The following is a 14,787-nucleotide window of genomic DNA, read 5'->3' as shown; positions in this document are numbered from 1 at the left end:
ATTAAAGGAAGGATTAGTTCGCTTTGTTTTTAATTCGCTCACGAATATAGAGAGTTGCTAAAACAAAAGAAATTATCATCGAAAATATCAATAAAACGGATGAGTCTAAAAAGTTTTCATTCATTTTTAGTAAACCCCTCCCCAATTTTCCTGTTTGCATTTCATTTATACTACATAACCATAGGCTTGTACAAGTGAACATTCGTCTAAATTGTTTGATCAAATTCGTATAATCATCCTTATTAACCAATTGTACAAATTTACTCTTCTAAACGCAGAATTACTAGCAAATTCATCTCCATCATTCACCGCATTATCATTTTTTATATATACTCATCATTAAACCAAAAATAACCATTATAAATATTTTATGATATTTGCACAAAAAACTTGATTATTAACTATAATTATATACTCTTTTTTCTCTTTTCATAAAAATATCGTAAATTGTGACACAAAATCGACAACCCACTCGAATAAATAAATGAAAACTAATCACTCCGACTCGTTCCAATATTTTTTATTCGATCATTGTAAGAATATGAAGCTCTACTCGGTGTGGTTGTTTGGTCTTGGTTAATGGTTATACTTTTGCTCCCTGAACCTTCAGGGAGATTTTTTTTCTCAAATTACTTCCTTCATTCTCTTTTGATCTTTTTGCCTGATATATTGTGTTAACTCCTCCGTCATTTCATAAAAAGAAAACGGGGTAATCAAATAAATTCCATGAAACTTTTCCATTGCAAGATCAAGTAATTCTTTGGCGATTATAATCCCTTCCTTTCTCCCTTCCTCTCCATGTTTGTGCTCCATTCTTTGTAGAACTTCTTGGGGAATCTTAATGCCAGGCACTTCATTATGCAAGTACAATGCATTACGCTCTCCCGTTAAGGGCATAACTCCAATAAAAGTAGGAATCTCAATCTCTTTCGTTGCTTCATAAACTTCTATTAGTTTCTTTGAGTCGTAAACAGGTTGAGTCATCACAAAATCAGCCCCTGCTTCAACTTTTTTAGATAATCTTTGTACAGCTGCTTCCATCTGTCTCACATGTGGGTTAAATGCAGCTCCAACGACAAATTGGGCTGATTGGTTGAGATTCTTCCCTGAAAATGAGATTCCTTTGTTTAATTCCTTCACCATATGGATGAACTCAATCGAAGTCACATCATAAATCGAGTTTGCTCCTGGTAAGTCTCCCATCCTTGTAGGATCCCCAGTAATCACAAGAATTTGATCAATTCCTAAAGCATGAAGCCCCATTAGATGGGATTGTTGCCCCAGTAGATTACGGTCGCGGCAAGCCACATGAAGCAGAGGATCTACCCCCAACTGTGACTTTACGATTGCCCCCAATGCTAAGTTACTCATTCTCGCTGTTGCCAGAGAATTGTCTGCCATCGTAATTGAATCCACTCCCACTTGATGGAGACGCTCTGCTCCTAGTAAAAATTGGGAGATGTCTAAGTCACGAGGAGGGTCCCACTCACAAATAATCGTACGCTCCTTTTTCACCTTTTCCACAATGGTCGGTCTTGAACGCTTTACTTGAATGGGTGGATGATGAGTGGTCTTCCACACATCTTCAGCTGGATTGACACGGTTCACAGGGGTTAATGATTGAATTGCCTCAGAGAGGTTGGCAATGTGGGCAGGAGTGGTTCCACAACAACCTCCAATCAAGCGTATCCCTTGATCAACCAATAATTGAGCAGTTTCTTTAAAATGGAGTGGACTTGAGGGGTAATTAAGCTTCCCCTCATTCATCCCCAGCCTCCCTGCATTAGGGAAAGCTGATAACAACAGATTCTCTGGAACAATCACTTTTTCCAAATTTCGAAGCATCTCAACAGGACCTTGACGACAATTCAACCCAATCCCATCCACACCATGCTCTGCCAATAGCTGAAAAGCTTCACTCAACGTATACGCATCTCTGGTACGCCCCACTCCGATCATTGACAACTGGAGAATAATCGGTAAATCGGTTAAGGGACGGATCACATCCACAGCAATCAATGCTTCTTTCAAGTCTAGAAACGTTTCCAATAAGAGCCCATCCACACCAGCATGTAGTAAGGCTATGGCTTGTTCTTCATATAAATCGCCATAGAGATCCTCGTCATAGTGCGAAACACGTCCTGCACAGATGGATCCGATCGTCCCTACCACAAATGCATCATTAGGTACGGACTGCCGCGCCACATGAACCGCTTCCCGATTTAATCGCGTCACCTTATTTTCAAGTCCATACCGGGTCAAGCGCTCACGGTTGGCTCCATAGGTATGAGTTTCAATCAAGCGAGCCCCAGCCTGGTAATATTCGAGATGAACTTGAGCGATCAATTTGGGATTACTTAGTACTATTTCTTCTGTACAATGACCCACTGGAGCCCCTTGTTGATATAAATAAGTTGCCATCGCTCCATCTCCAACAAGTAGAGAGTTTTGTAAATGTTTTTTGAGTGATTTTTCCATCTTACTGACCCTCCTCATCAACACGAAAATAACGGGCTTCTGGATGAGCAAAAACCATGGCAGTTACAGATGCTTCTGGTTCCATCATGTATCCTTCAGTGAGGTGAACTCCAATCCTTTCAGGGTGAATGAGACGGAATAGTTTCTCTTGGTCTTCCAGATGCGGACATGCCGGATAACCAAAAGAAACCCGCATGCCTTGATATTTGGCAGCAAATCTCTCTTTCATCGTCATTCCTATGGGATCAGGAAATCCCCAGACATCTCTCATCACTTGGTGTAATCGCTCTGCAAATGCTTCCGCTAACTCTAGTGCAATCGCTTGAATCATATGTGAATCAAGATAGTTTCCCTCTTGCTTCCATCGTTCGGCCACCTCTTGAACCCCATGCCCTGCCGTAACTGATAAAAAGCCAACTACATCCATTTCTCCTGACTTTCGAGGACGTAAATAATCAGCTAAACACAGATAAGGAGGCTGACTTTGTCTAGGAAAATAAAAACGCTCTAGGACACTTTGTTGATGCTGTGGATCATAGATCAAAATGGTGTCCCCCTCTGCTTGGGCAGGGAAAAATTGAAATACAGCTTTTGGGTGAAGAATTTGCTCTTGATCTAACCTTTGGAGTAAGAAATCTACTTTCTCTTTCAACTCCATCGCTTTTTGATCTCCACTCGCTAACAACTTTTCGACATTTCCACGGATCCCCAAGTGCCTTCCTAACAACATCTGTTCATTGATATATGGAATCAAATGGGAGATAGGAACATCTCGATAGACATGTGGTTCAAAGTGTGGAGGATGAAACCTCTGAACTTGGCGATTTACTGAGCTTTGTAAAATAGACTTCTTGTTAACTTCACTCTTGTTGTGAGCCAAAGATGGAGTCGAAGAACGACTTCTCTTCTGCTCTACCAATAACTGTTCTCGTTCTTTAGGATTCATCCAACGATTGGACAATTCCAAACCATTCATCGCATCTTTGGCATAAAAAATAGGACCTGTATACTTGGGAGCAATTCGGGTCTCTGTAAATTTACGGGTTAGCGCAGCTCCCCCGACCAACATCGGAACTTGAATATCTGCTGCTTGTAAGTCTTGTGCCGTGACAACCATTTGTTGTGCTGATTTCACTAATAAACCAGATAAACCGATTAGATCTGGTTTCTCCTTTCGGATAGCGTCAATCAGTTGTTCAGGCGGTACTTTAATTCCTAAATTGATCACTTCATATCCATTGTTACTAAGAATAATATCGACCAAATTTTTACCAATATCATGCACATCACCTTTAACCGTAGCCAAAATCACCTTTCCCTTTGTCTGCACATCTTCCTGGTCCATATATGGCTCCAAAAATGAAACGGAAGCTTTCATCGCTTCAGCACTCTGAAGAACTTCGGCCACGATCAATTGATTTTCATTGAACAGTCGTCCGACTTCATCCATCCCTGACATCAGAGGACCATTGATAATCTCAAGAGGTGTATATTTCTCAAGAGCCTTAGCTAAGTCCTCAACCAGGCCATCTTTACTTCCTTCGATAATGTAATTGGAAAGACGTTCCTCCAAAGATAAGAGTGGAGCAGACTCTTGTTTTTTCACTCGTTGATCTCGGTAAAAATCTGTGAACTCAGCCAATACTTGCTCGTAGTTTTGAGAAGTAGTTTGGAAAAGAAGTGCTCGAGCCAAACGGCGTTCCGACTCAGAAATAGAAGCATAACGTTCCAACTTTTCTGTATTAACAATAGCTAGATCAAGTCCAGCTTTTGTACATTCATACAAAAAAACAGCATTTAACACTTCACGCCCTGCTGGAGGAAGACCAAAGGAGACATTTGAAATTCCTAAAATCGTTGAACATTCAGGTAATGATTCCTTAAGCAAACGAATGCTTTCCACTGTCTCTAATGCTGAGCCAATATAATTCGCATCCCCTGTACCCACTGGAAATACAAGCGGATCAAAAATAATATCTTTCCCAGAAAGTCCATATCGCTCCACCAACAATTGATAGGATCTTTGAGCGACCTCCAACTTCCGTTCCCGAGTAACAGCCATTCCTTTCTCATCTATGGTTCCAACGACAACAGCGGCTCCAAATCGTTGTAACAAAGGAACTGCTTCAGAAAAACGCCGTTCTCCATCTTCAAAATTGATTGAATTAATCACTGCTTTTCCCTGCACATAAGTTAATGCACGTTCCATCACTTGAGCATCCATAGAGTCAATCATGAGAGGTACTTTCACTTTCTTGGTGACAAGCTGTATAAATTGTTCCATATCTTCAAGCTCATCTCGCTCTGGATTGGCTAAACAAATATCGATCACCTGTGCTCCACCCTTCACTTGCTTACGCGCAATCTCTGCTGCCTCTTCAACTTTTCCTTCAATAATCAATCGTTTAAACTTACGAGAACCGATCGCATTTGTCCGTTCTCCTACCAAAATGGGCCTGTTTTCCTCCTCAAAAAATAATGGTTCCATTCCGGCAATCGCAGGTAAATGAGGACCCGTCAGTCCACGGGGTTTCTTCTTTTCCATGATCTCAACCAGTGCTCTAATATGTGCTGGAGTCGTACCGCAACATCCACCAGCTAAGTTAATCCAACCCTCATCCGCAAACTCCCCCATCTTTTTAGCAAGAGCTTGGGGTGTTTCAAGATAATGTCCATTTTCGTCAGGTAAACCTGCATTGGGATAACAACTAACTGCACATTGCGACAATTGGGCTAACGAACGAAGATGATCTTTCATAAATTCAGGCCCTGTTGCACAATTCAATCCAATCGCAATCGGTTGCAAGTGTTGAATGGATAAATAAAAAGCTTCTATATTTTGTCCTGCCAGCATCGTTCCCATTGGCTCAATCGTTCCAGAAATCATGATCGGAATTTTTTGACCCAGTCTGGCAAAAGCTTGTTGAATCCCTATACTTGCCGCTTTTACATTTAACGTATCTTGAGCAGTTTCTAAAAGGAGGACATCCACTCCCCCTTCGATTAAAGCTTTCGCTTGACGATAATAAGATGCCACAAGATCCTCAAATGTGACTCCTCCAGTTACTGATAACGTCTTTGTCGTAGGTCCCATGGAACCAGCTACATAACGTGGACACTCTGTGGTAGACCATTTTTCTTTAGCTACTAACGCATGTCGAACTGCTGCCAAATTGATTGCTTCGGTCTGATCTTGTAAACCATATTCTGCTAAGACGACAGGAGTCGCTCCAAAAGTATTGGTCTCCACAACATCGGCACCTACCGAAAAGTATTGTTCATGAATCTCTTGAATCAGCTCTGGTCGGGTCAGGTTTAATATTTCATTACAACCTTCATAAGGCTCTCCACCAAAGTCTTCTGCTACTAGATCTGCTTGTTGTAACATGGTTCCCATTGCACCATCTAAAATTACAATCTTTTCCTGCAACCGACTTACGATCGATGTGGTTGTCATCGCTACATCCCCATTTCTACTCTTCATAATAAAAGAAAACACCCTTCACTTTAAAAAGATGAAAGGTGTTTTCAACGCTCTCATCTTTCAGAGATAAAATCTCTGCAGGAATTAGCACCTTGTTGATTCGTCTGAACCAACTGGTTGCTGGGTTTCATCGGGCCAGTCCCTCCACCACTCTTGATAAGAGAAGCATATGTGATCAGAATGATGATGGGGTTCACTTCCATAAGAAGCTCCCCAAACTCGTCATCACTCTCATACTTTTTTAAGAAGTTTTTACACTTTAACTTATTATATCAGATTCATGTTGTCGATAGGACGATAGTTACTGATCATTTATTACATGACAAATCTATACTCCACAAACCTTATGGATAATTAATCATTCCTTAGACATTTACTTAAATGGAGACCCCATCCCCCGATTCAACAAGCGTAAACTTTGTCTTTGTTGGCGCATTTTTATTTTTTGTTGAGTTTGATACATTTGTTCTACAGCAGAGCGAAAAGAATCCATCTGTCCGATCTGTTCATAACAACTAGCTAATTCATCGAAACCCTTATAAGCAAGTGCATAAGCGCGACTTTTGCTAGCTACTTCAGTGAGTCGAATAAATACCTGAATAGCATCTACCCAATGCTCTCTTTGCTTTAACAATTTTCCCATCAGCAGAAGAGCTTGCCCAGCAATTTCGGCATCCTGACTTTTATCTGCTTGATCAATGACAGCTTGTAAGGTCTCTCGAGCCTTGTCCCATTTTTCCTGATGGAAATAGAGCTGACCAAGCAAACTTTTAGCTTTCAACCATTCTTTAGAATCTGAGATCAATCCAGACATGCTCATCACAAAATGAAGGCATGTTTCTGCATCATCATATTCAGTCAAATCAAGATAGGTTTTCCCTAAGGATAGCCACAAACGGAACAACTCGTCATGGTAGTGACTTTTAATTGCCAACTGAATCCCTTCTTTGGCATAGCGAACGGCATCATGATGCAAGTGAATCCGCTGATAAAGGTCTACTCGTAAACGATACATTTGAATGACAAGATCTTTATTTTGAATCAATGAAATTTCTGTCCATAATTCTTCTAACTTTCTTAAAGCCTCATCAGTCCGTCCAAGTTGATCAAGATAGATCACTTGATTAACGAGTAGGTGGTAAATTATCTGTTTCGTATCTTGTGACTGTTGATAGAGCTCAATACCTCGTTCGACATATTGTAAAGCTTGAGCCCAATCTCTTTGTTGTGCACGACTCTTAGAAAGATAAAGATAACTAACAGCTTCCAAGTTCATTTGGTTAGAGTAAGGGTCTTGAAAGGAAAGACGAATCGCTTCACTCAGTTCTCGCTCTCCTTTACGCCACTCTCTTCCTTCCAAAAAGCATCTTCCTTTGATTAAATGAACAGTTGCTTGATGGAGGGAGAGTGATTCTTCAGAAATATTAGACAACGAACGGATAGCTTCTTGGTAACTGCCCACTTCAATCATCGTTTCAATCGCCGTAAATTTGAGGTGAACACTCTCTAAGCTTTCACTTTCTTTTTCAAGCATTTGTGGAATTTCATCTAGTTCCAATCCTAATTTACTCATCAAATATAAAATTTTATCTTTATTGACGTGTGGAATCCCTCTCTCGATATTACTAATGGTAGCTGTTGAAATGTGATCATCAGAGAGATCTTCTAAACGTAAGCCTCTTTCTTTCCTAGTTTTACGGATAAACTTACCAATTTCATTCATTTCTAATACGTTCATAATCATCTTCCTTTCCCGGAAACGTCTTAATATCTATCTTACTAAATCAAGCATAAATTGGCTTATATAATTTGGAATATATAGGACTGAAAATATTTCCAATTGACTGTTCATTGAAATAAAAAGCCAAGCAAAACCGCTTGACTATTTATGTTCTATTAATTTTTTTACCCGTTTAAAGGTAAATAAACATATTTTTTTAGCGCTTATAAATTTAGCGTCGATCATTTAACAATAATATTTGTAATTGATTATGAGGATCTAGAGCTATTGCCGTAATCACATCACCAGCCCCCAACTTTACTTTGGGAATAGTATATAACAATTGATCTGTTTGACTCTCTTTAATTATTAATTTAGTTGATATAGGTTCGATTGATTGATAGGGAGTTCCTTCTAAATAAGAAACTTCCTTAAATAAGTGAACTCCTGTTGGCAAAGTGACATTCACTGTAGGAATCCCCTTCGCTAAGTGAATGACTCGAACTTTTGCTTTTCGTTTACTTGGTTTACGAGTTATAGGATAAATAGCTAGATCCATTTTCCCAGAGTCATGGTCAATCACCACAAGTAGATAAGAGCGCCCTTCTTTCACTTGCAACCTTTGTCGAATCAATGGTTTATCTTTTTTACCAACTGGAAATGCTTCGATCAAGTATTCACCTGGACGTAAATCTAAATAGTTAGTAACTGAACCATATTTTAAGTTAGATAAGATTTTTTGCCCGTTCACGTAGAGATCAACTGGAGTCTTTTCTGCTTTTTTTGAAGCATGAAGAATTCGAACGCTTGCAGGTGGATGAATGGGTTCAGAAATAATTGGCATCAAAGAAGGGATATAAGTTTCCCTTAAATCAGACTGCATCTGTTGTTCTTTCTCTTGATGATATGCTTCAACAAATATCTTCATATTTGAGTTATATTTACGATAATATTCATTATACAACTGAGGGTTTTTATTCTTATAATAATCTGCCAATCGTTCATATACATGTGCCTTTTCTAAGTATTTCTTCCAGGTCACTCATAGTCCTCCTTTAATCAAACGATTTGCTACTCTATATGAGTATTTTTAGTAGCATAATCATCTAGATCCCGTCGGGTCGCTGTTTCTCTGTCTCGCTTGCGCAGCGAATACGCAAAAGTCGCTCGTCAGAGCAACATCTCCCCTCTTCAGTTCATTTAATAGCTCAAGTCGAGTTGCTATTAAGATTATGCTGAAGAACCTATGAACTGACCTATTTTTTGTATATGAATCAAATATTGAAAAAAGTAGCGATTCAACTTTTACGAATCGCTACTTTACTTAGATTAGATTGAGTAAAGTGATTTCCAATTCATTCAGGAGCTTTTACTCAAGTCAAGTTCAAATGCCCCCTTAGGAGTCTGGGCATAAACTTTCCGATTGGTTGAGCACGAATCCCAATAATCCGCTTTAAACTTCCTCCTCGCAGTGTATCAACTAATTGATTCACTTCTTTTGTTAGCTCATGGGTACGAATGGTCACCTCTAACTCTTCACACTTTGGATCTAAGTTGACTTGAATTTTCAAACCGATCACCTTCTCCCACTCCATTGTTATCTAAAAAAGGAATAAAAAAAACAGAGATCCACCTAACTGGTAGGAATCCCTGTCTAAGTCATTGATTTATGTGCATGAAATACTCCATCACACGACTAGCTTCTGCCATAAGATTAATCTTCAAACTCTATTTCAATACCATCTTCACTAATTTCGATTTCTAGCCCACCAATTTCGATCTCGATTTCATCTTCTTCAATCTCAATTTCAACTCCGCCGATTTCAAACTCTATTTCATCGTCTCCAAATTTGAGATTCATGTGAGCACTCCTTAGTTGATTGGATTTGTCATCTATTTTAGCATATTTTGAAGCTCACTTGTCTTGGCAATTTAGCGGCAATTTGTAGTGTTCTTATTTCTTTTTACATAACTGAATCGGGTTAAGAAAAAGATAATGAGTAAACCCCCAATTGGAATAGATATTTTCCTTAATGACATCAATATTGGTGTCATAGCAAGAAAAAAATAGAACAGGCTCTACATAATGAACCATTAAATATTCGCGAACTTTATTCAAATAGGTAATCTTTCCTTTTGTACTTTTTCTTGTGGTTTCGAAATCTTTCGTGAGTGTCATAAATGTGGCCAATGTTGATTTGCATTCGATTAACTCCATGGGTCTATCTACTTTCTCAAAAAAAACGACATCGCATTTATGCCCTGTTTCACCGATTAAAACATGATTTTCGTAAATACTAGGCTCACGGTATACTTGTGGGGATGGATCAGCGGTTTGAAAAGGTCCAAAATAAGCCGTCATCTCTTCTAGAAATTCGGCACGAATCATTTGGAAGTTGGAGTGTTGGTAGATGAGATGGATCAATTCCATCAGCTGATGTCTTTCTTGTTTTGACAATGATAGTCGTGGATGTTGGACAATCATTTTTACAAATGAGTGAAACTGTTTGAAGTCATGAATCTCTTTTTTTCTATAGGTAGTAAATATACGGGCAAGATAAATAAAGAGTTCATGGTTCTTTTTCACAAGCTCAGCTAGCTTTAACACATAAACTTGTTGAGAAGGTCCTTTTTTGGATACAAATTGTAGTCCCATCATCCACCTCTTATCAAGTTGCTTGTTTCAATGGCGGAATCATGAGAGGGGGAAAACCCATACGGATGGTTAAATTACTCACTAATTCTCTTGCATATGGCCAAACATTGGATAACACTTGTTGCTCTGGCAGTGACTGATCAATCTTTTTAGGATGTGATGTAGAACATTCTTCTTCAATATCTAATGAATAGATACAATCTAAAACAAATTCAATACAAAATAGATGGTTTTCTTCTGGTGGAGGGTCTCCTTGCTCTCCATGATAAGCGCGAATACAAAAGCGAACTGGAAACATCCATTCGTAACCATCTTGAACCATTTCTAAAGAAGTATAATCGATGGAAATATGAACATTACCTAATGAATCAACGAGTTGCTTATTTTGACTACACATGAGTGAAACTAACTCAACTTCTTTAAACTCCGCATGTGAAACGAGCCAATCAAAGGTTTGTTTCATATTCATCCCCATTTTGGTTTAAAATCAATTTGATAATGAAGATCCTCAAAACGATTAGCAGCCAAGAAGCTCATCGAAGTTTGATAATCTTGATATTGAATTGGTTGGACTTTTTTAAAATCCATGCTTTCTAATTGAAGATCATATTGTAGATAAAAAGGAAGCTCTTTTAAATAATGAAGTACGGATTCAAGTTGTCCTTCATCCAAATGACGGTTACTAAGACCTTGTACCATAGGCACTGCAATATTTTCTTGGATATCAAGAACGTCCTTGATCATGAAGTAATCTTGGTATTGAATTTCTCGCCTTTTTAACTCATAGATCAGATCACTCAGCATAGACCAACCTTTTTTCTGATACCAATGAGCCACACTTTTCCAAAATGAAACCATGGCTGAGTCATTGGAAGTCTGGAAATGAATCAAGACTGTATAAATCTTTTCTAATCCTTTACGGATGATCCGGATCAATCCCCGTAAACGATTTTCTAGTTCTGTGATTTTATTGAGGCTTAATGGGTTGGATGTAGAAAAGTCAACCGATTGATAAGAAAAGGAGCCTTGTTTCATCATCACCTTTTCCATCTGAATCCTCCCCTTTTTGATTCCCATACCTACTACTCACTCTCACTTTATCACACCTAAACCCACTAGGTAAATATTGTAAAATTTGATTACTAAGATGAAATAGACATGATGACTTCCAATAGTTTTTCTCTGATTGGGATCGATATTCTTTCAATCGGACGAGCCAAAGGCATGGGAATCATTTCGAAAGCAAGTCATGAACGGGAAATGCATGGATCATCTTGGGCGTTAGAATATCAAATTCCATTCTCTAATCTATTCTATGCTACGCTATACTTGAATGATTATGCAAACAGCCGATCTATTGAATGATCATCCTTATCTATTTCCAAACTGCTTGTTGTTCAAACTGCTTGGCTGCTTCATACAAACGTTGTAACACCTGTTTTTCTGAATCCCCCTTAACCAATATGGTACATACATAATCGACACTCGTATAAGCGTGGGTATAATAAGCACCTGGCTTAGCGATTAGTATATACTCGGTGACCCAATCAGGGAATTGATCTGTGTCAGGACCACTAATAAATGTCCCTTCTCTCGCAGGAATTCCAAGAAAACCATACTGTGAAGTAGGACCCGAACGCTCCTTGACCCCGATTGGGATCTTGACTGAGAGCCCACATTGAGCTTGTACTGAACACTTCGTTAAGTCTAAATGGAAGGCTTGTCTAAACTCTTCAGCAATTCGAGAACCTCCTGTACAACAAGCAATTTCACAAAGGATCAGTTCATCTTGAGGTGTATGGAAAACTTCCGCATGAAATGATGTATGGAGAGGTGTAGGAAGAATGTCTAAAATATAGGAGATATAAGACTGAAGACGCCTTGTAAGAGGATTGGCAGGCTCTAATAAATAGCTTCCGAGGTATTTTTCTTCATGAAACAAAAGACAATCATTTAAATACTTCGAGGGCCAAAGATGAATTAATTTCCCATCTATAATCACCCCATCTACATGATATATCTCTCCTTCGATGTATTCTTCAACCTCAAGATTAGAAGAGAGACCCTCTTTTAAATAACTTCTTAAATCATGTCGATGGTTGATCACAGTGGTATCTCTTGAACCCATACCGTCAACAGGTTTAATCACGACTGGATATCCATGTTGCTGAATAAATTCATATAAATCATAAGTAGAATGTAGGATTTGAAAAATGGGAACACGTACTCCCGCTTTTTGGAGGATTGTCTTCATCTTTCCTTTATGACAAAAGGCATAAGCACTTTCAAGTGATTGCCCCTCTAAACCTAGATGCTGTCTTAAGCGAGCTACCCTTAAAATATCTCGTTCTGCGGTAGCAATAATCGTATGGTATGGGTTGCCTTCGTACAACTCAATAGCTGTCCATTCGATATTGTTATTAAAATCATAATTAGAAAAAGAGTAGATGTGTTGGTATCCATTCAAATCTTTGCTCCATGATTCTGAAGTGAGTAAGTACAGCTCTTCATCTAGGTCCTCCACCCATTGTTCATATGGGGCATCCTTGTGAGACAACTTGTTAAAGATTAAAATCCCCATAACCAACTTCCCCCTTTTGATCAGTTCATTAAACATTTACAGACTCGGGAAGTGAACACTCATAAATTTAGAAGCTATTTCAAATGCTCTCAAATAGCTTCTAGTTGATTGAGGACCCTCAGTGTCACTTGGATCCAAGTGGATACACATTCAGTTAACTTAATTTATATTATAGAAAAATGGTATAATTCAGTCAATGTAAATAGAAACTAATTTATACTTTTTTAACATAATTAATGGATCGCTCAGAGATCCCCATTCACCTAGTAAAAAATGGTTCATTGGCTTGAAATAGCTTTGTGTAACAGCTACTAGAATCAAGATTTAAATGAAATATGAAACAAGATTTTAGTAAAGATGCATCCGCTTCACTTTAATATTAAAATATAGAGGAGTGTCTTATTGTTCATAAAAAGTAAACATAGTATAATGTGAACTGCTTAATGATCAATCTTTACACTAGATTCATGGTCATTATTCGTGACAAATATGCCCCATGAGCCCTGCAACCCAAAATTATTGACTATTTTTCACAAACATTCATATGATACAAGATCTTATAAATGGGATTAAAACCAAGTAGAGATGATCAAGACACTCTTATTTTCTTTACATTGGTCTTTATCTTTTTGTCAGAATTCACTTATGTTCTTCTGGTTAAGGCCTTTCCGAAGTTTTGGAATGGTTTGAAGAACGATCACTTCTTCAGAAGAGAGAGGTTTGAAGCAAGATGAATGTAACTCAATATCATCTGAATGTTCTTCATGTTCCCATTCCTGTTTTTGTAGTTGATTCCAATTTACAAATTGTCTTTCAGTCACAAAAATCTTTGGATACATTCCCTAAAGTTCCTAATTTCCTCGATTTAGTAGATGGAAGAAGCCGTCATCGAGCCGTCATCTTTTTGTCTGAGGTTTATTCAGTTGTCACTACAGAACTTCGCTTACAAACAAGAAAAACTTCTTTATCTTTGTTTGAAGTCCACGTTCATCGTGAATCGAAGGATGCTCTCTTCCTTTTTTGTATACATAAGGCTCACCAATTAAAAGAATTAAGTCAATCGATTCAAAGTCTTGAAGTACAACTGAATAAAATGTATTTAAGTTTAGTTAAAAAGAAGGAAAAACTCGAATCTTCCATAAGAGAAATCGAGAAATTAACTTTCCATTATGAAAATCTCTCAACGATTGGTAAGTTAGCCGCCAGTGTTGCTCACGAAATTAGAAACCCATTGTCCACTGTAAAAGGATTTGTCCAACTCTTACAACCCCAACTTATCGAAATGGAAAAAGGGCATTATGCCGAGATTGCACTAAGTGAAATCGACCGAGCCAATGACATTATATATGAATTTCTAAATGCCACCAAACCCCCCACTTCTAGTAAGGAGAGGGTTGCAATCTCACAGCTTTTAGAAGAAATGATTCTCTTTTGTCAGAGTGAAGCCACGATGAGAAATTGCCAGATCAGACTGACTGGTCAACCTATTAACACTTCTTTATGGATTGATGTAAAACAAATCAAACAGGTGATACTAAACTTGATTAAAAACGCCTTAGATGCGATTGAAGAAAGCGCTAGCAAAGGAAATGGATGGATCGAGATCTCCACTCATGCTTTCGAACACAATATCGAAATCTGGATTGAGGATAATGGGCATGGGATGGACTCCTATACACAAACAAATTTATTTAGTCCTTTTTTTACAACTAAAACGACTGGAACAGGGATTGGACTGGCCGTCTGCAAAAAAATAATTGAAAATCATCATGGGAAAATCCGTGTAACCAGTACCCTTGGAGTTGGAACTATTTTTAAAATATCATTACCTTTAGCACATGGCTTCATCAACAACTGATCTACACCAT

At 38.4% G+C, this 14,787-nt stretch carries 12 protein-coding genes and 1 riboswitch; of the genes, 2 read left to right on the top strand and 10 right to left on the bottom strand.

Annotated features, from left to right (window positions below; genetic code table 11):
• Nucleotides 1-624: 624 nt before the first annotated feature.
• The 9 genes from EDD58_RS05270 to EDD58_RS05235 all read right to left on the bottom strand — a co-directional run bounded on the left by EDD58_RS05270 (nt 625) and on the right by EDD58_RS05235 (nt 11,388).
• Nucleotides 625-2,478 (bottom strand): bifunctional homocysteine S-methyltransferase/methylenetetrahydrofolate reductase, encoded by a 1,854-nt coding sequence (locus EDD58_RS05270; RefSeq protein ID WP_131923789.1) that lies wholly within the window; start codon nt 2,476-2,478, stop codon nt 625-627.
• Between the two features lies 1 nt (nt 2,479).
• On the bottom strand, nt 2,480-5,935 hold the full coding sequence (gene metH / locus EDD58_RS05265) for a methionine synthase (protein WP_131923972.1): 3,456 nt from the start codon (nt 5,933-5,935) through the stop codon (nt 2,480-2,482).
• A 77-nt stretch (nt 5,936-6,012) separates the two neighbouring features.
• Nucleotides 6,013-6,125: riboswitch (SAM riboswitch) on the bottom strand.
• A gap of 210 nt (nt 6,126-6,335) precedes the next feature.
• Nucleotides 6,336-7,700: a helix-turn-helix domain-containing protein gene (locus EDD58_RS05260; protein ID WP_165875813.1), complete on the bottom strand. Its 1,365-nt coding sequence runs from the start codon at nt 7,698-7,700 to the stop codon at nt 6,336-6,338.
• A gap of 214 nt (nt 7,701-7,914) precedes the next feature.
• Entirely contained in the window at nt 7,915-8,724 is an 810-nt protein-coding gene (locus tag EDD58_RS05255) for a DUF4397 domain-containing protein (RefSeq protein ID WP_131923787.1), read from the bottom strand.
• Between the two features lie 331 nt (nt 8,725-9,055).
• Nucleotides 9,056-9,277 carry a hypothetical protein gene (locus tag EDD58_RS05250; RefSeq protein ID WP_131923786.1) on the bottom strand — a complete coding sequence of 74 codons (222 nt, stop codon included), beginning with the start codon at nt 9,275-9,277 and terminating at the stop codon, nt 9,056-9,058.
• Nucleotides 9,278-9,396: 119 nt separating this feature from the next.
• The gene (locus EDD58_RS14775; RefSeq protein WP_165875812.1) at nt 9,397-9,543 is read right to left on the bottom strand and encodes a hypothetical protein; all 147 of its coding nucleotides are present in this window, start codon (nt 9,541-9,543) and stop codon (nt 9,397-9,399) included.
• A gap of 93 nt (nt 9,544-9,636) precedes the next feature.
• A complete protein-coding gene (locus EDD58_RS05245; protein WP_131923785.1) occupies nt 9,637-10,338 on the bottom strand; it encodes a hypothetical protein in 702 nt (233 codons plus the stop codon).
• 13 nt (nt 10,339-10,351) lie between these two features.
• Entirely contained in the window at nt 10,352-10,801 is a 450-nt protein-coding gene (locus EDD58_RS05240) for a protein-export chaperone SecB (protein ID WP_165875811.1), read from the bottom strand.
• Between the two features lie 2 nt (nt 10,802-10,803).
• On the bottom strand, nt 10,804-11,388 hold the full coding sequence (locus EDD58_RS05235; RefSeq protein ID WP_131923783.1) for a hypothetical protein: 585 nt from the start codon (nt 11,386-11,388) through the stop codon (nt 10,804-10,806).
• A 111-nt stretch (nt 11,389-11,499) separates the two neighbouring features.
• On the opposite strand from EDD58_RS05235, the gene EDD58_RS05230 reads away from it, so the two are divergent.
• Complete coding sequence (locus EDD58_RS05230; protein ID WP_131923782.1) at nt 11,500-11,703, top strand: hypothetical protein; 204 nt, start codon at nt 11,500-11,502, stop codon at nt 11,701-11,703.
• Between the two features lie 10 nt (nt 11,704-11,713).
• Here the strand turns inward: EDD58_RS05230 and EDD58_RS05225 are convergent, their stop codons facing one another.
• Complete coding sequence (locus EDD58_RS05225) at nt 11,714-12,919, bottom strand: ATP-grasp domain-containing protein (RefSeq protein ID WP_165875810.1); 1,206 nt, start codon at nt 12,917-12,919, stop codon at nt 11,714-11,716.
• A 730-nt stretch (nt 12,920-13,649) separates the two neighbouring features.
• Between EDD58_RS05225 and EDD58_RS05220 the strand changes: the two genes are divergently transcribed.
• The gene (locus EDD58_RS05220) at nt 13,650-14,777 is read left to right on the top strand and encodes an ATP-binding protein (protein ID WP_131923780.1); all 1,128 of its coding nucleotides are present in this window, start codon (nt 13,650-13,652) and stop codon (nt 14,775-14,777) included.
• The last annotated feature ends 10 nt before the right edge of the window (nt 14,778-14,787 follow it).

Source organism: Hazenella coriacea (genome assembly GCF_004341825.1).
Taxonomy (GTDB): Bacteria; Bacillota; Bacilli; order Thermoactinomycetales; family Thermoactinomycetaceae; genus Hazenella; species Hazenella coriacea.
Note: the sequence above shows the minus strand (reverse complement) of the source record. Positions and strands in the feature narration are given on the sequence as shown.

Excerpts from the sequence above, each read along its gene's own strand:
- EDD58_RS05240 (WP_165875811.1), bottom strand. The coding sequence starts at position 10,801 with ATGAAACAAACCTTTGATTGGCTCGTTTCACATGCGGAGTTTAAAGAA.
- EDD58_RS05245 (WP_131923785.1), bottom strand. The coding sequence starts at position 10,338 with ATGGGACTACAATTTGTATCCAAAAAAGGACCTTCTCAACAAGTTTAT.
- EDD58_RS05220 (WP_131923780.1), top strand. The coding sequence starts at position 13,650 with ATGAATGTAACTCAATATCATCTGAATGTTCTTCATGTTCCCATTCCT.
- EDD58_RS05270 (WP_131923789.1), bottom strand. The coding sequence starts at position 2,478 with ATGGAAAAATCACTCAAAAAACATTTACAAAACTCTCTACTTGTTGGA.
- metH (WP_131923972.1), bottom strand. The coding sequence starts at position 5,935 with ATGACAACCACATCGATCGTAAGTCGGTTGCAGGAAAAGATTGTAATT.
- EDD58_RS05235 (WP_131923783.1), bottom strand. The coding sequence starts at position 11,388 with ATGGAAAAGGTGATGATGAAACAAGGCTCCTTTTCTTATCAATCGGTT.
- EDD58_RS05230 (WP_131923782.1), top strand. The coding sequence starts at position 11,500 with ATGACTTCCAATAGTTTTTCTCTGATTGGGATCGATATTCTTTCAATC.
- EDD58_RS05250 (WP_131923786.1), bottom strand. The coding sequence starts at position 9,277 with ATGGAGTGGGAGAAGGTGATCGGTTTGAAAATTCAAGTCAACTTAGAT.
- EDD58_RS14775 (WP_165875812.1), bottom strand. The coding sequence starts at position 9,543 with ATGAATCTCAAATTTGGAGACGATGAAATAGAGTTTGAAATCGGCGGA.
- EDD58_RS05225 (WP_165875810.1), bottom strand. The coding sequence starts at position 12,919 with ATGGGGATTTTAATCTTTAACAAGTTGTCTCACAAGGATGCCCCATAT.
- EDD58_RS05260 (WP_165875813.1), bottom strand. The coding sequence starts at position 7,700 with ATGAACGTATTAGAAATGAATGAAATTGGTAAGTTTATCCGTAAAACT.